Consider the following 20,396-nt stretch of genomic DNA (forward strand, 5'->3'; position numbering starts at 1 on the left):
CCGTTCCGCGCTTCTGCCGCGGTTCCACGCAGCGGGGACCCGGCACGTCCCCACCGCGCGCCAGGCGGCGCGCAGCCCCTGACCGTCCCCCACCATGAGCGCACCGGCGCCGGTGTCCGACACCGCGGCCCCATGGCGCGCCGGTGCGGGAAGCGACACCCTCATGAAACCGCTCACCGAGCTGCGGCCGGACATCCGGGCCCGGCCCGACATCCACCGTCCACCTCCGCTCGGCGCCGATATCGGCCTGCTCGCTCTCCGCCTCACGGTGGGGCTGATCATGGCCGGGCACGGCGCCCAGAAGCTCTTCGGCCTCTTCGGCGGCCAAGGTATCGCCGGCACCGGCAAGGGATTCGCGGCACTCGGCTACCACCCCGGCGACTTCTACGCCGGCCTCGCCGGTGTCTCCGAGCTCGCCGGCGGCCTCGGTCTCGCGGCCGGGCTGCTCACGCCGCTGGCGGCCGCCGCGCTGGTCGGGGTGATGATCAACGCCATGGTCATCGGTGCTCCCCAAGGACTCTGGGCGCTCGGCGGCGGCATCGAGTACCCGCTGACCATCGCCGTGGTCGCGCTGACCGTCGCGGCGACCGGACCCGGCCGCTTCGCGCTCGACCGCCCCTTCCGCTGGCGGGACGGCGGGCTGCGCTGCGCGGCCTTCGCCCTGGGGGTGGGCGGCATCGGCGCCGCCATCGTGCTGGCTCTGTGAGGCGCCCACGGTCCGGGCCGGCGGCACATGCCCCGTGCTCCCCGCCGGAGGCCTCACCGGCGTCCGGAGCAATGCCGGGCACCGCCTACCCTGGAGGCATGACCAGCAGCGACCGGAGCCAGGCAGTGGGCGTCAACAGAAGCTACGAGATCCGCACCTACGGGTGCCAGATGAACGTCCACGACTCCGAGCGGCTCTCCGGCCTGCTGGAGGAGGCCGGGTACGTGCCCGCCCCCAAGGACGGCGAGGGCGCGGACGTCGTCGTCTTCAACACCTGCGCGGTGCGGGAGAACGCCGACAACCGGCTCTACGGCAACCTCGGTCAGCTCGCCCCGAAGAAGGCCGCGCGGCCCGGCATGCAGATCGCCGTGGGCGGCTGCCTCGCGCAGAAGGACCGGGACACCATCGTCAAGAAGGCCCCCTGGGTCGACGTGGTCTTCGGGACGCACAACATCGGCAAGCTGCCGGTCCTGCTGGAGCGCGCCCGCGTCCAGGAGGAGGCGCAGGTCGAGATCGCCGAGTCGCTGGAGGCGTTCCCCTCGACGCTGCCCACCCGGCGGGAGAGCGCCTACGCCGCCTGGGTCTCCGTCTCCGTGGGCTGCAACAACACCTGCACCTTCTGCATCGTGCCCGCGCTGCGCGGCAAGGAGAAGGACCGCCGGCCCGGCGACATCCTCGCCGAGGTCGAGGCGCTGGTCGCCGAGGGCGTCAGCGAGATCACCCTGCTCGGCCAGAACGTCAATGCCTACGGTTCCGACATCGGCGACCGCGAGGCCTTCAGCAAGCTGCTGCGTGCCTGCGGGACGATCGAGGGCCTGGAGCGGGTCCGCTTCACCTCACCGCACCCCCGTGACTTCACCGACGACGTCATCGCCGCCATGGCCGAGACGCCGAACGTCATGCCGCAGCTCCACATGCCGCTGCAGTCCGGCTCCGACCGGGTCCTGAAGGCGATGCGCCGCTCGTACCGCCAGGAGCGCTTCCTCGGCATCATCGAGAAGGTGCGCGCCGCGATGCCGGACGCCGCGATCTCCACCGACATCATCGTCGGCTTCCCGGGCGAGACCGAGGAGGACTTCGCGCAGACCCTCCACACGGTCCGCGAGTCCCGCTTCGCCCAGGCCTTCACCTTCCAGTACTCCAAGCGCCCCGGCACCCCCGCGGCCGACATGGAGGGCCAGATCCCCAAGGCCGTCGTCCAGGAGCGTTACGAGCGCCTCGTCGCCCTCCAGGAGGAGATCTCCTGGGCGGAGAACAAGAAGCAGGTGGGCCGCACGCTGGAGGTGCTGGTCGCCGAGGGGGAGGGCCGCAAGGACGACGCGACCCACCGGCTGTCCGGCCGGGCCGCCGACAACCGCCTCGTGCACTTCACCCGTCCCCAGGAGCCGGTCCGGCCAGGCGACATGGTGACGGTCGAGGTGACCTACGCCGCCCCGCACCATCTCCTGGCGGAGGGCCCGGCCAAGGCGGTGCGCCGTACCCGCGCCGGTGACGCCTGGGAGAAGCGCACCGCCGCCCCGGCGGAGAAGCCCCAGGGCGTGCTGCTGGGCCTGCCCACCATCGGCGCCCCGGCGCCGGCCCCGGCGCCCGCGGCCGGCTGCGGCTGCGACTGACCGGCGCACACCGGACACCACCCCAGGGGCGGGCCACCACTACAGGGCGCCGACACCGGGGCGCACCCGGGGCGTTACGCTGCGTGCATGCTCGTAGCCGCCGCCTTCTGCCCCTGTCCGCCGCTGCTCGTCCCGGAGGTGGCCGCCGGCGCCGCACCCGAGCTGGACGCGCTGCGCGCCGCCTGCGTGGATGCGGTCGGCGTGCTCGCCGCGGCCCGCCCCGACCGGCTGGTCGTCCTCGGCCCCGCCGACGAGGCCGGCCAGGGCCCGCACCCGCAGGGCGCCCTCGGCTCGTTCCGCGGCTTCGGGCTCGACCTCGATGTGCCGCTGGGCGCCGCCGAAACCGTGCCCGGACGAGGACTCCCGCCGTCGCTCTCCGTCGGTGCCTGGCTGCTGTCCCGTGCGGACTGGGCCGACGCCCCGGTGGAGGCGCTGGGGGTGGCGCGGCAGCTGGCGCGCGAACGGTGTGCGGCGACGGGCCGGGAGATCGCCGCCGCCGCGCCCCGGGTGGCGCTGCTGGTGATGGGCGACGGCAGTGCCTGCCGGACGGTGAAGGCGCCCGGCTACTTCGACGAGCGGGCCGAGGCCTTCGACGCGACGGTGGCGCACGCCCTGGGTGCCGCGGACCTCGCCGCGCTGACCGCCCTCGACGAGGAGCGGGCCACCGGTCTCCAGGCGTCCGGACGGGCCTGCTGGCAGGTCGCGGCGGGCGCGGCCGAGGGCGCGGACCTGCGCGGCCGGCTGCTGCGCGAGGAGGCTCCGTACGGCGTGGGCTACTTCGTGGCGACCTGGTCGTAGCGCGGCACCGGGAGAGTACGGCGACGGCCGCGGGGCGATCCGCCGCGCGGCCGTCGTGCCGTGTGCTGCCGGTCCGGCGGAGCGGGTCCGCGCGGGCCTGCCGTCAGTGCCGCGCGCTCTCGCCGGACTCGCTGTCCGCCGCGGCCTGTGCCGACTGCTGCCGGGGAATGCCGGCGCTCTCGCCGGCTTTCTCGCCGCGCGGCCCGTCGGCGGCCGCCGTCTCTCCCGCCGGCTTCCCGGATGCCTCCGGAGCCGCCGCGGCCTCGCCGTCCGGCGTGACCTCGGCCGTGGGCTCGGCGTCGCCGCCGGTGTGCGCGGCGTCCGTGGACTCCGTGGTGTCCGCGGACTCCGTGGCGTCTGCGGACTCCGTGGTGTCCACGGACTCTGCCGTGTCCACGGGCTCTGTGGCGTCCGGGGACGACGAGGTGTCCCGGGACGCCGTGGTGCCCTGGGACTCGGTGCTGACCTGAGTGTCCTCGGTGTCCACCGAAGCCGCCGATTCCGCCGGCTTCTCCGTCGCGGTCGGCACGGCCGTAGCGGCGCTCTCCTCCGTCAACGCTTCGGACTTACGGCGGCGAAACCGCGAAAACACGCCCATAACTGCTCCTACGCTCTTCATGTGGCGACGTCCCGTGCCGCCCGGGGCGGACCGTTGCGCCGCCCCCGGGCGCCGGTGCTGCACCGGCTCCCGGGACCTCGCAACAGGCAACGAACCCATTGGTTGCCCGTCACGTCGCTCGTTCGAGAGGGGGGCGTGATGTTTGCGAGACTGACGGGGTGAACACCGCCGTTCCCGCTCCGCGGGTCATCGCCGTCGTCGGCCCCACCGCGGCCGGAAAGTCCGATCTGGGCGTCGCGCTCGCACAACACCTGGGCGGCGAGGTCATCAATGCCGACTCCATGCAGCTCTATCGCGGCATGGACATCGGCACCGCCAAGCTCACCCTGGAGGAGCGGCAGGGCGTCCCGCACCGCCTCCTGGACATCTGGGACGTGACCCGCGCCGCCAGCGTCGCCGAGTACCAGCAGCTGGCCCGTGCCGAGATCGACCGGCTGCTCGCCGAGGGCCGCACCCCGGTCCTGGTCGGTGGCTCCGGCCTGTACGTACGCGGCGCCATCGACGCGCTCGACTTCCCCGGCACCGACCCGGAGGTACGCGCCCGCCTGGAGGCCGAACTGGCCGAACTCGGCAGCGGCGCCCTGCACGCCCGGCTGTCCGCCGCCGACCCCCAGGCCGGTCGCGCGATCCTGGCCGGCAACGGCCGCCGCATCGTGCGCGCCCTGGAGGTCATCGAGATCACCGGCCGCCCGTTCACCGCCAACCTGCCCGGCCATGAGGCGGTCTACGACACCCTGCAGATCGGCGTGGACGTCGAGCGCCCCGAGCTCGACGAGCGGATCGCGCGGCGGGTCGACCGTATGTGGGAGGCGGGCCTGGTCGACGAGGTGCGCCGGCTGGAGGGCGAGGGGCTGCGCGAGGGCCGTACGGCGTCCCGGGCGCTGGGCTATCAGCAGGTGCTGGCCCAGCTCGCGGGGGAGTGCACCGAGCAGGAGGCGCGTGACGAGACGGTGCGCGCCACCAAACGCTTCGCGCGACGCCAGGACTCGTGGTTCCGCCGGGACCCCCGGGTCCACTGGCTCAGCGGGGCCGCCGACCGCCGGGTGGAACTTCCGGAGCAGGCCCTGACGTTGCTCGAACGACCGGTCACAGCCTGATCACGTCATGGCATCGGGACGCTCCGGCCGTCATCCGGGCTCTTGAGGGCGTGTCATCATCGACCTTCGATCGAGGCGTGCAGTCTGGAGTGGGGAGGGCGCGTGGCAATGGAGGCCGGCCCTCGCAACAGAGCGCAGCAACCGGACAGCGGTGCGGAGACGGCGCCGCTGACCGATGACGGTCCGGACACCCGTGACGGCCTGTCCGGCACCGCCGGCGACCCGCTCACCGACCCCGCGACCCTGGACGACCCCGAGGGCTTCGACTCCGGTGCCGAACGGCCCGGCGAGGGCGGTGAGTCCTTCCGGGAACTGCGCCCGCCGCGCCGGCTGCGACTGTGGCAGCTGGCACCGGTCGTCGGCCTCGCCGCGCTCGGCTCGCTGATGTTCGCCTTCCCGCTCGCCTTCGAGTTCGGCGGCGATGGCGGCGCGGTGATCGCGATGCTCGGCCTGCTGCTGTGCTGCTGTGCCGCCGGCTGGGGCATGATGGCCGCCCGCCGCGTCCACTACACCTGGCCCGGCCTCCCGGTGCCCGGCTCCGGCGGCCGGGCCGGCTGGCGCGTGGTGCTGATCTACGCCCTCGTGGTCGCCGTCCCGGCGGCGCTGGCGATCTGGCGCGTGGCGCGGCTGCGGTGAGCCGCGGGGTATGAGCGAGCGGGGTGGGCGGGGTGCCCGGCGGGTGCTCTCCCGGTCCGTCCTCGGTTCGGTTTTCCGGGCTGGGCTTCCCCTGCTGGTTTTCCCCGGGCTGGGTTTCCGGTGGCTTTCCCTGCTGGTTTTCCCGGTTGGTTTTTTCCCCGCCGCCCACCCCCCTTCGGGGGGTGGGCGGGTGTAGAGGGCAGGTCTCGGGTGGACGGGCGTAGAAGCCAGGCCTCGGGCGGGCGGGTGCAGAGGCCAGGCCAGTTCCTACGCCCGCCTCCGGTTCCCACGCCCGCCCCCCGGGCCGCACCCGCACGTCGTCGCCGCTCCCTGCTCCCCCCGCTCCCCGCTCCCTCGCCCTCCCCGTACGATGCCAGGGTGACCAGTACGCAGCGCCTCGCCTTTCTCAAGGGCCACGGCACCGAGAACGACTTCGTGATCGTCCCCGACCCGGACGGCCTGCTGGACCTGTCCGCGAGCGCCGTCGCCAGGATCTGTGACCGGCGGGCCGGCCTCGGTGGCGACGGTGTGCTGCGCGTCGTCCGGTCCGCCGTGCACCCGGAGGCGCGTGCCCAGGCGGACGAGGCCGAGTGGTTCATGGACTACCGCAACGGCGACGGCTCGATCGCCGAGATGTGCGGCAACGGCGTCCGCGTCTTCGCGCGCTATCTGCTGCACGCCGGCCTGGTCGAGGCCGGCGACCTCGCCATCGCCACCCGCGCCGGCATCCGCCGTGTCCACCTCGCCAAGAGCGGCGATGTGACGGTCTCCATGGGCCGCGCCGAGCTCCCCGAGGAGAGCGTCGTCGTCACGCTCGACGGCCGCAGCTGGCCGGCCCGCAACGTGAACATGGGCAACCCGCACGCCGTCGCCTTCGTCGAGGACCTGGCCCACGCCGGCGACCTGCGGGACGTACCGCCGTTCAGCCCAGCGGCGGTTTATCCCGACGGCGTCAACATCGAGTTCGTCGTCGACCGCGGTCCGCACCATGTGGCGATGCGGGTTCACGAGCGCGGCTCGGGGGAGACCCGCTCCTGTGGCACCGGCGCCTGCGCGGTCGCCGTCGCGGCCGCCCGCAGGGACGGACTGGACCCGGCCGACACCGGAGCCCCCGTCACATACACGGTCGATGTGCTCGGCGGCAGCCTGACGATCACCGAGCTGCCCGACGGCACGGTGGAGATGACCGGGCCCGCCGAGATCGTTGCCGAGGGCACCTTCGAGGCCGCCTGGCTGGCCGGCGCGCTCGCCTGACGCACCCCGCGGCGTCCCGGGTTCCGCTCGCCCGCGAGGAGCGGTTCCGGCCAAAAGTTTCGCTCGAACGGGTGATCCGTATCACTCTGAGCAAGAGGCGAACAGCGCTGCGTGATGGGCTCGATAGCATCAAGCACCGGCCCGGACGTCGGAACCGACGCATCCCACCGCCGGTCGACGCTGCCGGAGGTGCCCATGAGCGCAGAGGCCACTGACCCTGGTAACCATGGAGCGGCGGCCCGCAAGCGCGGCCGCCGTCGACTGGAACTCCGAGGACTGCGCCGTATCGGCCGCGCCGCGCTGCTCGGCCCGGCCCCGCGCGACGGTCTCCCGCACGCCCTCAAGCACGTCGCCAAGGTGCACCGCCACCACCACCCGGACGCCGATCTGGAAACCCTCACCCAGGCCTATCTGCTCGCTGAGTCCTCGCACCGCGGGCAGGTGCGCAAGAGCGGCGAGCCGTACATCACCCACCCGCTCGCGGTGACCCTCATCCTCGCCGAACTGGGCGCGGAAACCACGACCTTGACCGCCTCCCTGCTCCACGACACCGTCGAGGACACGGAGGTGACGCTGAATCAGGTACGGGAACTGTTCGGGGAGGAGGTCTGTTATCTCGTCGACGGTGTCACCAAGCTGGAGAAGGTCGACTACGGCGCCGCCGCCGAGCCGGAGACCTTCCGCAAGATGCTGGTGGCGACGGGCAACGACGTCCGGGTGATGTCCATCAAGCTCGCCGACCGGCTGCACAACATGCGCACCCTCGGCGTGATGCGCCCCGAGAAGCAGGCCCGGATCGCCAAGGTGACCCGCGACGTGCTGATCCCGCTCGCCGAACGCCTCGGTGTCCAGGCGCTGAAGGCCGAGCTGGAGGACCTGGTCTTCGCGATCCTGCACCCCGAGGAGTACGCCACCACCCGGGCCCTGGTCCGGGAGTACGCCACCCGGCCCGATCCGCTCGCCGTCCTCGCCGCGCGGATGCGCACGGTCCTGGAGGAGGCCGGCATCGACGCCGAAGTCCACGTCCGTCCGCGGCACTTCGTCTCCGTGCACCGCGTTCGCCTCGCGCGCCGTGAGCTGACCGGCGCCGACCTGGGGCGGCTGCTGGTGCTGGTGGCCGAGGACGCCGACTGCTATGCCGTCCTCGGCGAGCTGCACACCTGCTTCACCCCGGTCGTCTCCGAGTTCAAGGACTTCATCGCAGCCCCCAAGTTCAACCTCTACCAGTCGCTGCACACCGCGGTCACCGGCCCGTCGGGGGAGATCGCCGAGACCCTGATCCGTACGCACCAGATGCACCGGGTCGCCGAGGCCGGAGTGATCGCGCTGGGCAATCCGTACGCACCCACCGACGGCGCGGACGCGCCCGAGGGCGAGCGGGCCGACCCGACCCGCCCCGGATGGCTCTCCCGGCTGCTGGAGTGGCAGCGCACCACCCCGGACCCGGACACCTTCTGGACCTCGCTGCGCGACGATCTCGCCCAGGACCGGGAGATCACCGTCTTCTGCGCAGACGCCCCGTCGGACGGCTCGTCCGGCCTCACGGGCGGCACCATCGGCCTGCCCGCCGGGGCCAGCTGTGTGGATGCCGCGTACGAGCGACACGGCGAGGCGGCACACTGCTGTATCGGTGCCCGGGTCAACGGCCGGCTCGCGACCCTCTCCACCGTCCTGCACGACGGCGACAGCCTGCAGCTGCTGATGGCCCCGGACTCCGCGGCCGGGCCGCTGCCGGAGTGGCTCGAACACGCCCGCACCCCCGCCGCCCGGCTCGCCATCGCCCGGTGGCTGGCCGCGCGGCAGGACCCCGGCGTCCGCCCGGCCGGGCCCGGTGAGACGAGCGCCGCGGTGCCCCCCGCCGACCGTCGCACCGCAGGCCAGGTCCGCTCCGGAGCGGACCCGCTCCCCGCCTCGCCGCTCGCGGTGGCGGATCTGCCGGGTGCGACGGTACGGCTGGCCGGCTGCTGCACCCCGGTGCCGCCGGACACCGTCACCGGATTCGCCGTACGCGGCGGCACGGTCACCGTGCACCGCGCGCTGTGCCCCGTCGTGGCGCGGATGGCCGCCACCGGCCGGCAGCCGGTCGGGGTGCACTGGCGCGGCGCCGGCCACGGCTGCCGGGTCACCCTCCTGGCCGAGGCCTTCAGCCGGCCACACCTCCTCGCCGACCTCACCGAGGCCATCGCCTCCCAGGGGGCCGCCGTGGTGTCGGCCGCCGTCGAACCCCCGCACGAACAGCGGGTCCGCCACACCTACACCCTGCATCTGCCGAACGCCGCCGGACTGCCCTCCCTGATGCGGGCCATGCGCCAAGTGCCGGGCGTCTTCGACGTGTTGCGGGCCGGGCGCGCCCGCCAGGCCGCGGTCGTGCGCCCCTGAGGGCCCCGAGGGGACGGAAGATGACGGACCGTCGGAATCCGGTCTCCGCCTGGCGGCGTAAGACGGGCGCCCGATCCGCCGCCCGTTCGGGTGCCGTTTGCCGCCTCACCCGCGCCGGAGGGGGCCGCGTTGGTAGCCGTAGTGCATGTCCCTTCCCCTGCGTCGCCCGTCCCGCGACCCCGCTCGCGCCGTCCCCGCCCGCGCTCTGCCCCGTACCCTGCGCGGCCGGCTCCGGTGGGCCGTCCGCCGGGCCGCCGTCCTCGGTCTGGCCGCCGCCTGCCTCGGCCTGACCGCACCACCGGCTCCCGGAGAGGCGCAAGGCCTCGGTGACCGCCTCTTCCCCACCCTCGGCAACACCGGCTACGACGTCACGTCCTACGACGTCTCCCTGGACTACTCCGGCCACAACAACCGGCCGATGAACGTCACCACCGAGATCACCGCCGAGGCCACCACCGAGCTCGACCACCTCAACCTCGACTTCGCCCGCGGCACCGTACGCTCCGTGACGATCGGCGGTCAGCCCGCGCGGCACGAGCAGCACGGCGAGGACCTCGTCCTCACCCCGGCCTTCCATGTCTCCCGGGGACAGGAGGTGAAGATCTCCGTCCAGCACACCACCGACCCGCGCGGCACGGGCGACGGCGGCTGGATCCGTACCGGCGACGGGCTGGCGATGGCCAACCAGGCCGATGCCGCGCACCGCGTCTTCCCCTGCAACGACCACCCCTCCGACAAGGCGCTCTTCACCTTCCGCATCACCGCGCCCCAGGAGCTGACCGCCGTCGCCAACGGGCTGCCCCAGGGCACCGCCACCCGCGCGGCCCGCCGCACCTGGACCTATCGCACCGCCCACCCCATGGCGACCGAGCTCGCCCAGGTCTCCATCGGGAAGTCCAGCGTGCTGCTGCACCACGGACCCCACGGCCTGCCGATCCGCGATGTCGTCCCGACCGCGGACCGCCCCGCCCTCGCGCGCTGGCTGGGCAGGACCGCGGACCACGTGGCCTGGATGGAGCGCAAGGTCGGCCCCTACCCCTTCGAGGCGTACGGGGTGCTGATCGCCAATGCCACCACCGGCTTCGAGCTGGAGACCCAGACCCTCTCGCTCTTCGAGAAGCCCCTGTTCGGCGCGAACCAGCTGCCCGGCTGGTACGTCGAGTCGGTGATGGTGCACGAGCTGGCCCACCAGTGGTTCGGCGACAGCGTCAGCCCGCGCCGCTGGTCCGACGTCTGGCTCAACGAGGCCCATGCCACCTGGTACGAAGCCCTCTACGCCCAGGAGCGGGGCGACAAGCGGGCCTCGCTGGAGACGCGTATGCACCGCGCCTACCAGCAGTCCAACGGCTGGCGCGCCGAGGGCGGGCCGCCCGCCGCGCCCAAGGCCCCCAGCCCGGGACAGAAGATCAGCATCTTCCGCCCGATCGTCTACGACGGCAGCGCGCTGGTCCTGTACGCCCTGCGGCAGAAGATCGGCCCCGCGGCCTTCGACCGCCTCGAACGCGAGTGGGTGGCCCGGCACCGTGACGGTGTCGCCGACACCGCCGACTTCGTCCAGCTGGCCTCGGAGGTCGCCGGACAGCACCTCACCGACTTCTTCCAGGACTGGCTCTACGGCGACCGGACCCCGCCGATGCCGGGGCACCCGGACTGGCGCTCCGCGGGCGCGGTGACCCCCGTCCCCAAGGGGACCGCCGAAGCCCCGGCGCCCAAGAGCACCGGCGGGAGCGCGGCACCCAAGGGAACCGCGGGCACGCCCGCGCCCAAGACTGCCGCTCAGGCGCCTGGCCCGAACGGTGCCGCCGGGACCCCCGCGCCCCAGGGAGCTGCTCGGGCCCCCGCGACCAGGGGGCCCGCCGGGGCCCGTGTGCCCTAGGGGGGTGCCCGGGCGCCCGGCGCCGGGGGAGGGGGCCGGAACTCCGGGGAAACCCGCGTGACGGCCCTTTCCGGTCGTGGGACCATCAGGGGGTCGGCACCGGCCGGACCGGGGAATCTCCGGGACGGCTCGGACGTTGACACCTTCGACGGCCGCGGATCTCCCGCGACGGTCGTGGCACCACCGACAGTCCCGGTGGGGCAGCAGGCCCCGCAGGGGCTCACCGACGACGCAAAGGATCAAATGACCTCCTCTTCTTCCCTTCCGCAGGACCGGCAGCGCCTCTCCGAGAGCCTTCGGGCCCACGCCCTGATGGAAGAGGACGTCGCCTGGAGCCACGAGATCGACGGGGAGCGTGACGGCGAGCAGTACGACCGGTCGGCACGTGCCGCGCTGCGCCGTGTGGCGGGCCTCTCCACCGAGCTCGAGGACGTCACCGAGGTCGAGTACCGGCAGCTCCGCCTGGAGCGGGTGGTGCTCGTCGGCGTCTGGACCACGGGCACGGTCCAGGAGGCGGAGAACTCCCTCGCCGAGCTCGCCGCCCTGGCCGAGACCGCCGGCGCCATGGTGCTCGACGGCGTCATCCAGCGCCGCGACAAGCCCGACCCCGCCACCTACATCGGCTCGGGCAAGGCTCTGGAGCTGCGCGACATCGTGCTCGAATCCGGGGCCGACACCGTGGTCTGTGACGGTGAGCTCTCCCCGGGCCAGCTGATCCACCTCGAGGACGTCGTCAAGGTCAAGGTGGTCGACCGGACCGCCCTGATCCTCGACATCTTCGCCCAGCACGCCAAGTCCCGGGAGGGCAAGGCGCAGGTCTCGCTGGCGCAGATGCAGTACATGCTCCCCAGGCTCCGTGGCTGGGGTCAGTCGCTGTCCCGGCAGATGGGTGGTGGTGGCTCCGGTTCGGCCGGCGGCGGTATGGCCACCCGTGGGCCCGGTGAGACCAAGATCGAGACGGACCGTCGGCGGATCCGCGAGAAGATGGCGAAGATGCGCCGGGAGATCGCGGAGATGAAGACCGGCCGGGACATCAAGCGTCAGGAGCGCCGGCGCCACAAGGTCCCCTCGGTCGCCATCGCCGGCTACACCAACGCCGGCAAGTCCTCGCTGCTCAACCGCCTCACCGGCGCCGGTGTCCTGGTGGAGAACGCCCTGTTCGCCACCCTGGACCCGACCGTCCGCCGGGCCGAGACGCCCAGCGGACGGCTCTACACCCTCGCCGACACCGTCGGCTTCGTCCGGCATCTGCCGCACCACCTCGTCGAGGCGTTCCGCTCCACGATGGAGGAGGTCGGCGAGGCCGATCTCATCCTGCATGTGGTCGACGGTTCGCATCCGGTGCCCGAGGAGCAACTGGCCGCCGTACGCGAGGTGATCCGCGAGGTGGGCGCGACGGACGTGCCGGAGATCGTGGTCGTCAACAAGGCCGACGCGGCCGATCCGCTGGTGCTGCAGCGTCTGCTGCGCCAGGAGAAGCACGCGCTGGCGGTCTCGGCCCGTACGGGCCAGGGCATGGCGGAGCTGCTGGAGCTGCTCGACGAGGAACTCCCGCGGCCGCAGATCGAGATCGAGGTGCTGGTGCCCTACACGAAGGGCGCCCTGGTCTCGCGGGCGCATGCCGAGGGCGAGGTCATCTCCGAGGAGCACACCGCCGACGGCACGGTCCTCAAGGCACGGGTGCACGAGGAACTGGCCGCCGCGTTCGAGCCGTTCGCGGCGGCGGCGTAACCGCTGCACAGACAGGACGAAGGCCCGCCCCCGGTCTCCCGGGGCGGGCCTTCGTCCTGTCTGTGGAGGGAGGGCGCCGCGGACGGCGCCCCCTCACCGGGCTACTGCTTGCTCGCCCACTTCTGGCTCATCTTGTCGAAGATGGCCTTGGCCTCGGGGCCCAGGTGCGGGGCGGCCGACCAGCGGGCCGGACGCGGCCCCATCGACATGTTGGAGACCAGCACCGGCTTGCCGTCGGCGCCCTTGATGAACCAGGGGCCACCGGAGGAACCGCCGGTCATGGTGCAGCCGATCCGGTACATGGTCGGCTTCTTGGCGTCCATCGACAGCCGGGTCGGCTTGTCGGTGCACTGCTGCTGCGCCGCACCGTCGAACGGCGGCTCGGCCGGGTACCCCTGCGCCGTCATGCTCGGGATCTTGGCCATCGCCGGCGCGTTGAAGTCGACCTGGTAGGCGCCGCCGGCCACCTCTTCCAGCGACTTGCCGCCGGTGTTCTCCTCCGGCTTCACATGCATCAGCGCGAAGTCGTACGGGGCCATCGGCACGCCGGGAACAGCGCCGCCGGCCTTGATCCACTCGCTGGACGTCGCCATGTCGTCCGCCCACCACTTGCCCGACGGGACGCGGTCCTCGAAGGGGGTGGTCTTCAACTTGTCGGCGGAGCCGCCGTTCTTGTTGAAGTTCGGCACGAACATCATGTTGCGGTACCAGCCGCCGTTCTTGCCGGCGTGCACACAGTGCGCCGCGGTCCACACCAGGTTGGACTTACCGGGGTGCGCCGGGTCCTTGACGACGGTGGCGGAGCAACGCGAGCCGCCCTCAGGGGTGCTGAACAGCAGCAGGCCCACGCCGGGAGCGGTGGAGGTGTACGGGGTCCGGACGGGACGGGCCGGAACGGCGGCGGGCTCAGGATCGGTCTTGCCCTGGTCCTCGGAGATGTCCTCGGGCTTGCTGGGGTCCTGGGGCGGCTTGACCTTGTCGATCTTGTCCTTGTCCCAGAAGTCCTTGATGATCGGGTTGATGAACTCCCCGGCCTCCCGGAGCCACTTGTCCCGGTCCCAGTTCTTCCACTCGCCGTTCTTCCACTTGTCCAGGTTGATGCCGTGTTCCTTGAGCTTGTCCTGGATGTCCTGAGGAATCTTGAAATCACCCCCGCCCGTGGTGTCCTGGGCCGCGGCCTGGCTGGGCTTGGCGTCCGCGTTGTCGCCCTCCGGTCCGCAGCCGGTGGCGGTCAGTGCCATGACGGCGGTGAGGGCGGCGGCGGCCAGGACCGGCCGACGTATGGATCGCATGGGTGAGTTCCCCCTGGTGAATTCGGCCTGAGCCGGTGTGACTTCTGCGGTGCTGCGCCGGTTTGTTCTTTGTCATGAACCCCAAGATCCGGCGCAACACCCCACTATGCCGGTGACGATGGGGACGGCGGAACTCGGGTCCCCGGTTTCACGCCCCTCAAGGATCTTGTCCTCAGCCGTGATCCCGGGTCCCCGCCGTCGTTGGTACGTACGGGGGACGGCCGGGCTGCCCGCAGGGCCCGCGCGGCTTTCAGCCGCTCACCAGCAGGAGGACACAACTGCCGTGGCGTTGACCGAATCCGTTCCGGCGGCCGCGCCGCCGGCCCACCAGGGGATCCTGCGCCGACAGTCCCTGCGTGAGTCCGCTGCCCGTACGTACGCCCGCTCGCTGCCCATCGTTCCGGTGCGCGCCCGCGGGCTGACCATCGAGGGCGCCGACGGCAGGCGCTACCTCGACTGTCTCTCCGGCGCCGGCACCCTGGCGCTCGGCCACAACCACCCCGTGGTGCTCGAAGCGATCCGTGCGGTCCTCGACTCGGGGGCGCCCCTGCACATCCTCGACCTGGCCACGCCCGTCAAGGACGCCTTCACCACCGAGCTCTTCGCCACGCTCCCCAGGGAGTTGGCCGAAAAGGGGCGCATCCAGTTCTGCGGCCCGGCCGGCACGGACGCCGTCGAGGCCGCCTTCACCCTCGTCCGCACCGCGACCGGCCGGGAGGGGCTGATGGCCTTCTCCGGCGCGTATCACGGCATGACCGCACAGGCGCTGGCCGCCTCCGGGGGAGCGCAGCACACCAGCGTGGTCCGGCTGCCCTATCCGTACGACTACCGCTGTCCGTTCGGCACCGGCGGTGAGCGGGGCGCCGAACTCGCCGCGCGCTGGACCCAAAGCCTGCTCGACGACCACAAGAGCGGGGTGCCGGGGCCGGCCGGGATGATCCTGGAACCCGTCCAGGGCGAGGGCGGCGTGATTCCCGCACCGGACAGCTGGCTGCGGCGGATGCGGGAGCTCACCGCCGCCCGGCAGATCCCGCTGATCGTGGACGAGGTACAGACCGGCGTCGGCCGCACCGGAGCCTTCTGGGCCATCGAACACAGCGGCATCGTGCCCGATGTGCTGGTGCTGTCGAAGGCCATCGGTGGCAGTCTGCCACTGGCCGTGATCGTCTACCGCGAGGAACTCGACGGCTGGCAGCCCGGCGCCCATGCGGGCACCTTCCGCGGCAACCAGCTCGCCATGGCCGCCGGACGGGCCACCCTCGCCTACGTCCGCGACAACGGCCTCGACCGGCGTGCCGGGGAGCTCGGCGCCCGGATGCTCGCACGGCTCACCTCCCTCGCCGGCGCCCACGACTGCATCGGCGACGTCCGCGGCCGCGGACTCATGCTCGGGGTCGAAATCGTCGACCGCGACGCCGATGCCGATGCCCACGGCGCCCGCCCCGCCGATCCGCGGCTCGCCGCGGCCGTCCAGCACGCCTGCCTGGACCGCGGCCTGATCGTCGAGCTGGGCGGCCGGCACTCCGCCGTCGTCCGGCTGCTGCCGCCCCTGACCATCACCGACGAACAGGCGGACGCGATCCTCGACCGCCTCGCCGACGCCATCTCGGCGGCGGTCCGCATCCTCCCCGGGCCGACGGGCTCGTCCCCCACGACAATGCGAGGCATCTCCCCATGAACGAACGACCCGGCCCCGACGGCGGTCAGCCTGCCGAGCGCGTCCCCGCCCACCAGGGTGCGGGCACCATCGAGTCGGTGCCGCGCCAGCAGCGCCGCGCCGCGGACCACGCCTGCCACCAGCAGACCCACGAGGACGCCGGCCGGGCCGCCGCCCACGACAGCCCGGGACCGTACGACCGTGCCCGCTGCGGTGAGCACGACCCGCTCGACCACCCGGATCCGGCGGTCGCCGCCGACGCCGCGGGCATCGAGCATCTGCTGCGCTGCTGGCTGCGCGAGAGCGGCGCCGACCGTCCGGCCGACGGCCGGCTGCGTCTTCCGCTGCGGGCCGTCGCCGGCGCCCTGCACATCCCCGTGCGCTACTGGTCACCCACCGGCTGGCACCGCCTGGGCGCCCCCACCCTCGAAGGCGCCCCGCCCGGGGCCGCCCCGCTGGACGCCGTCACCCTCGCCGCGCTGCTGCGCCGGGAGGCCGCGCACGGCGACCGCCGGGCCTCCGACGGCGGGGAGCACCGCGTGGCGGACGCCGACGAGCGGCCGGACCCGGACACCGGGCAGCAGCGGGCACCGGACGGCGACGGCGCCGAACTCATCGGCCGCGTCGCCAACTCCGTACGCAACGTCGCCACCTTCCTGACCGACCGGCGCGCCCGGCCCGCCGACGAGCACGGCGCCCTCTTCCTCGAAGCCGAACAGTCCCTCCTCCTGGGCCATCCGCTGCACCCCACGCCCAAGAGCCGCGAGGGGCTCTCCGATGCCGAACTCCGCGCGTATTCGCCCGAAATGCGGGGCGCCTTCCGGCTCCACTGGATGGCCGTGCACCGCTCCGTCCTGGCCGCCGACTCCGCCTGGACCGAACGTGGCAAGCCCGTACCGGCCGAGCGGCTGGTGCTGCGCCTCGCCGGGGACGGCCTGCAACTCCCCGACGAGACCGTGCCGTTGCCGCTGCACCCCTGGCAGGCCAGGGAACTCGCCGACCGCCCCGAGACCGCCGCCCTGTGCGCCGCCGGCCTGCTCCACGACCTCGGCGCCCACGGCGCCCCCTGGCACCCCACCTCCTCCGTCCGCACGGTCTACCGTCCCGACGCCCACGCCATGCTCAAGCTCTCCCTCGGGCTGCGCATCACCAACTCCCGCCGGGAGAACCTCCGCAAGGAACTGGCCCGCGGTGTCGAGGTGCACCGCCTGCTGCGCACCGGCCTCGCCGAGCAGTGGCAGTCCGTGCACCCGGGCTTCGACATCGTCCGCGACCCGGCCTATCTGGCCGTCGACGGCCTCGGCGGCGAACCCGTCCAGGGCCTCGATGTCGTCATCCGCCACAACCCCTTCAGCACCACCGACGACGCCGTCTGCATCGCCGGCCTCACCTCGCCCCGGCCCTGGCCCGGCCACCCAGGGGTGCGCTCCCGGCTCGAGGACCTCGTCACCACGCTCGGCGCCCGCACCGGCCGCACCCTCGACGCGGTGGCCACCGAGTGGTTCCTGCGCTATCTCGAAGTGGTCGTACGGCCCCTGCTGTGGCTCGACGGCACCGCCGGCATCGTCCTGGAAGCCCACCAGCAGAACACCCTGGTGCTGCTGGATCCCGACGGCTGGCCGGTCGGCGGCCGCTACCGCGACAACCAGGGTTACTACTTCCGGGCCTCCCGCCGCGCCGAGCTGGAACGGCGGCTGCCCGGCATCGGTGCCGCCAGCGACACCTTCGTCTCCGATGACGTCACCGACGAACGGTTCGCCTACTACCTCGGCATCAACAACGTCCTCGGGCTGATCGGAGCCTTCGGCGCCCAGCGTCTGGTCCGCGAGGAGATCCTGCTCGCCGCCTTCCGGCGGTTCCTCGCCGATGCCGCCGCGGCCCCCCGCGCCCACCGCTCGCCCCTGCCCGAGCAGCTGCTGGCCGCCCGCACGCTGCGCTGCAAGGCCAACCTGGCGACCCGGCTGCACGGCCTGGACGAACTCGTCGGCCCCGTCGAAACCCAGTCCGTCTACGTCACCCTGACCAACCCCCTCGCCCCGTAGCCGCCCACCGCACCCCCCGACAGCAGCATCCCGTACCCCGGAGCCGGCGCCCCGCGACCGATCAGGCCACGCGGCACGCGGCCACGAGAGGAGAGCGTCGCCGTGCCACCGACCGATTCCGGCCTCCGCTACAGATCCGACGACCCCCTCGCACTGCCGCTCCCGCCCGACTGCGGGGCGCTGTGCGGGGACGGCCGCGAGCAGCCGGCGTCCCCGGACGGCGGCCCGGCCGCCGGGCCGCTGCTCGACAACCTGGCGGGCTGGGCAGCGGCCGACACCCCCGCCGGCCCGTTCGCGCTCGTGCCCGTCCGGCCGGACCGCGACCTCGACCGGGTCACCGGCTGGATGAACGATCCGGCGGTCGCGGCCTTCTGGGAGCTGGCCGGCCCGCCGGAGACCACCGCCGCCCATCTGCGCAGCCAGCTCGACGGCGACGGCCGCAGCGTGCCCTGCCTGGGGGTGCTGGCCGGAGTCCCGATGAGCTACTGGGAGATCTACCGCGCCGATCTCGACCCCCTCGCCCGCCACTACCCGGCCCGGCCCCAGGACACCGGCATCCATCTGCTCCTCGGCGCCGGGTACCGCGGGCGCGGGCTGGGCGGCACGCTGCTGCGCGCCACCGCCGACCTCGTCCTCGACCACCGGCCGTCGTGCACACGGGTCGTCGCCGAGCCCGATCTGCGCAACACCGCCTCCGTCGCGGCCTTTCTGAGCGCCGGATTCCGCTGTGCCGACGAGCTCGAACTGCCCGTCAAACGCGCGGCGTTGATGGTCCGCGACCGTGCCCACCGCCAGCTGCTCTGACCCCGGGACCGTCCGTCGACGGTCCCGTTCCGGTTCGCTGTCCGTTCCGCTGCCCCGGTTGTCCCCCACACGAGCCGGGGCGGTCCCGTTTCGAGGAGTCCCGCCTTGTCTCCTGAACCCCAGCCTCCGCACCGCGCCTGGCAGCACGCCGCGCGCCGACTGTTCGCCAAGATCCTGGCGGAGTTCGCGTACGAGGAAATCCTCACCCCCGAGCCCGACGGCACCGCCCCCGACGGCACCGCGCAATACCGTCTGCCGGTCACCGACGACCTCGTCTACCGCTTCCGTGCCCGCCGCGGCGCCTACGGGCACTGGCGCATCGACCCCGCTTCGATCACCCCCGGCACCGACCCCTTCCACTTCCTCACCCACGCCCATGACACCGTCCTGGGCCTGTCCGGCGACACCACCGGCCATCTCATCCGGGAGCTGACCGCCACCCTGACCGCCGACACCCGGCTCGACGCCACCGCCCTCAGCGCCGCCGACCTCGCCGACCTGGACTACGCCGGCCTCGAAGGCCACCAGACCGGCCACCCCTGGCTCGTCGCGAACAAGGGCCGGCTCGGCTTCTCCGCCCAGGACGCGGCGACCTGGGCCCCCGAGGCCCGCACCGCACGCCGTCTGCCCTGGCTCGCTGCACACCACCGCATCGCCCACTACCGCGGTGTCCCCACGCTGGCCACCCCCGACCGTCTCTACGGCGAGGAGCTGGACCCCGCCACCCGTCATGCCTTCGCCCGCACCATCACCGACCAGGGCCACGACCCCGCCGACTACCTCTACCTCCCCGTGCACCCCTGGCAGTGGGACGAGACCATCGCCCCGCTCTTCGCCCCGCAGCTCGCCGACGGATCCATCATCGCGCTGCCCACTGACAACGACCTCCGCCTGCCGCAGCAGTCCATCCGCACCTTCCTCAACGTCAGCCGTCCCGAGGCCCGTACGGTCAAGCTTCCGCTGTCGATCCTCAACACCCTGGTGTGGCGCGGCCTGCCCACCGAGCGCACCCTCGCCGCCCCCGCCGTCACCCGTTGGGTCCACGGCCTGCGCGACGCCGACCCCTATCTGCGCGACGAGACCCGGGTGATCCTGCTCGGCGAGACCGCCTCCGTCACCGTCGAGCACCCCCTCTACGACCGGCTGCCCGGCGTCCCGTACCAGTTCAAGGAGCTGCTGGGCTGCATCTGGCGCGAGCCGGTCAGCGGCCGGCTCGACCCCGGCGAACGCGCCCGCACCCTGGCGGCGCTGCTGCAGACCGACCCCGAGGGCCGTGCGCTGACCGCGGAGCTGGTGCGCCGCTCGGGACTCGCCCCGCGCGACTGGCTGAGCCGGCTGTTCACCGCACTGCTGCCGCCCCTGCTGCACTTCCTCTACCAGTACGGCACGGTCTTCTCCCCGCACGGCGAGAACGCCATCGTCGTCTTCGACGCCCACGACGTCCCCACCCGCCTCGCGGTCAAGGACTTCGTCGACGACGTCAACACCAGTTCCTGGCGGCTCCCGGAGCACGACGCCATGCCGGACGACGTCCGCACGGTCCTGCTGACCGAACCGCCCTCCTTCCTCACCCAGTTCATCCACTCCGGCCTGTTCGTCGGGGTCTTCCGCTACCTCGCGCCGCTGTGCGCGGACCAACTGGACGTCCCCGAGGCCGAGTTCTGGTCACTCGTCCGGGCGGAGATCCTGCGCCACCACGAGCGCTTCCCCCACCTCAAGGAGCGGCACGAGACCTTCGACCTGCTCACCCCCCGGATCGAGCGGCTGTGTCTGAACCGCAACCGTCTGCATGTGGACGGTTACCGCGACCGCCGCGACAGACCGCACGCAGCCGTGCACGGCACCGTCCCCAACCCCCTGCATCTGCCGTGAACCGGGTGGCTGTCAGTGGT

At 73.0% G+C, this 20,396-nt stretch carries 15 protein-coding genes; 13 read left to right on the forward strand and 2 right to left on the reverse strand.

The features are described 5' to 3' along the window. Window positions 1-163 precede the first annotated feature (163 nt). The 3 genes from EST92_RS11375 to EST92_RS11385 all read left to right on the forward strand — a co-directional run bounded on the left by EST92_RS11375 (window position 164) and on the right by EST92_RS11385 (window position 3,117). The gene (locus EST92_RS11375) at window positions 164-706 is read left to right on the forward strand and encodes a DoxX family protein (RefSeq protein ID WP_129280830.1); all 543 of its coding nucleotides are present in this window, start codon (window positions 164-166) and stop codon (window positions 704-706) included. A gap of 98 nt (window positions 707-804) precedes the next feature. Continuing rightward, window positions 805-2,319: a tRNA (N6-isopentenyl adenosine(37)-C2)-methylthiotransferase MiaB gene (miaB, locus tag EST92_RS11380; RefSeq protein ID WP_129280815.1), complete on the forward strand. Its 1,515-nt coding sequence runs from the start codon at window positions 805-807 to the stop codon at window positions 2,317-2,319. Window positions 2,320-2,406: 87 nt separating this feature from the next. Then, window positions 2,407-3,117, forward strand: a complete 711-nt coding sequence (locus tag EST92_RS11385; protein ID WP_129280816.1) for a class III extradiol dioxygenase subunit B-like domain-containing protein — start codon at window positions 2,407-2,409, stop codon at window positions 3,115-3,117. 103 nt (window positions 3,118-3,220) lie between these two features. On the opposite strand, the gene EST92_RS11390 is transcribed toward EST92_RS11385, so the two are convergent. Continuing rightward, the gene (locus EST92_RS11390; RefSeq protein WP_129280817.1) at window positions 3,221-3,646 is read right to left on the reverse strand and encodes a hypothetical protein; all 426 of its coding nucleotides are present in this window, start codon (window positions 3,644-3,646) and stop codon (window positions 3,221-3,223) included. Window positions 3,647-3,894: 248 nt separating this feature from the next. Here EST92_RS11390 and miaA point away from each other — a divergent pair, with 248 nt between their 5' ends. The 6 genes from miaA to hflX all read left to right on the forward strand — a co-directional run bounded on the left by miaA (window position 3,895) and on the right by hflX (window position 12,709). Next, window positions 3,895-4,833 (forward strand): tRNA (adenosine(37)-N6)-dimethylallyltransferase MiaA, encoded by a 939-nt coding sequence (miaA, locus tag EST92_RS11395; protein ID WP_129280818.1) that lies wholly within the window; start codon window positions 3,895-3,897, stop codon window positions 4,831-4,833. A 108-nt stretch (window positions 4,834-4,941) separates the two neighbouring features. After that, window positions 4,942-5,469, forward strand: a complete 528-nt coding sequence (locus tag EST92_RS11400; protein ID WP_129280831.1) for a hypothetical protein — start codon at window positions 4,942-4,944, stop codon at window positions 5,467-5,469. A 378-nt stretch (window positions 5,470-5,847) separates the two neighbouring features. After that, on the forward strand, window positions 5,848-6,723 hold the full coding sequence (gene dapF / locus EST92_RS11405) for a diaminopimelate epimerase (protein WP_129280819.1): 876 nt from the start codon (window positions 5,848-5,850) through the stop codon (window positions 6,721-6,723). A 195-nt stretch (window positions 6,724-6,918) separates the two neighbouring features. Continuing rightward, a complete protein-coding gene (locus EST92_RS11410; RefSeq protein ID WP_129280820.1) occupies window positions 6,919-9,102 on the forward strand; it encodes an HD domain-containing protein in 2,184 nt (727 codons plus the stop codon). A 145-nt stretch (window positions 9,103-9,247) separates the two neighbouring features. After that, window positions 9,248-10,978, forward strand: coding sequence for a M1 family aminopeptidase (locus EST92_RS11415; RefSeq protein WP_254068772.1), 1,731 nt, complete (start codon window positions 9,248-9,250; stop codon window positions 10,976-10,978). 243 nt (window positions 10,979-11,221) lie between these two features. After that, window positions 11,222-12,709, forward strand: a complete 1,488-nt coding sequence (hflX, locus tag EST92_RS11420) for a GTPase HflX (protein WP_129280821.1) — start codon at window positions 11,222-11,224, stop codon at window positions 12,707-12,709. 101 nt (window positions 12,710-12,810) lie between these two features. On the opposite strand, the gene EST92_RS11425 is transcribed toward hflX, so the two are convergent. Next, window positions 12,811-14,001, reverse strand: a complete 1,191-nt coding sequence (locus tag EST92_RS11425) for a hypothetical protein (protein WP_129280822.1) — start codon at window positions 13,999-14,001, stop codon at window positions 12,811-12,813. Between the two features lie 283 nt (window positions 14,002-14,284). Here EST92_RS11425 and EST92_RS11430 point away from each other — a divergent pair, with 283 nt between their 5' ends. The 4 genes from EST92_RS11430 (at window position 14,285) to EST92_RS11445 (ending at window position 20,376) form a co-directional block, all read left to right on the forward strand. Further along, window positions 14,285-15,679, forward strand: coding sequence for a diaminobutyrate--2-oxoglutarate transaminase family protein (locus tag EST92_RS11430; RefSeq protein ID WP_129280823.1), 1,395 nt, complete (start codon window positions 14,285-14,287; stop codon window positions 15,677-15,679). Continuing rightward, the gene (locus EST92_RS11435) at window positions 15,676-17,700 is read left to right on the forward strand and encodes an IucA/IucC family protein (RefSeq protein ID WP_129280824.1); all 2,025 of its coding nucleotides are present in this window, start codon (window positions 15,676-15,678) and stop codon (window positions 17,698-17,700) included. The genes EST92_RS11430 and EST92_RS11435 overlap by 4 nt, the downstream gene beginning before the upstream one ends. Window positions 17,701-17,802: 102 nt before the next feature. Further along, window positions 17,803-18,504: a GNAT family N-acetyltransferase gene (locus tag EST92_RS11440; protein ID WP_129280825.1), complete on the forward strand. Its 702-nt coding sequence runs from the start codon at window positions 17,803-17,805 to the stop codon at window positions 18,502-18,504. 105 nt (window positions 18,505-18,609) lie between these two features. Then, a complete protein-coding gene (locus EST92_RS11445) occupies window positions 18,610-20,376 on the forward strand; it encodes an IucA/IucC family siderophore biosynthesis protein (protein WP_129280826.1) in 1,767 nt (588 codons plus the stop codon). Window positions 20,377-20,396: the final 20 nt, after the last annotated feature.

Source organism: Streptomyces sp. TM32, from assembly GCF_004122755.1.
Classification (GTDB): Bacteria; Actinomycetota; Actinomycetes; order Streptomycetales; family Streptomycetaceae; genus Streptomyces; species Streptomyces sioyaensis.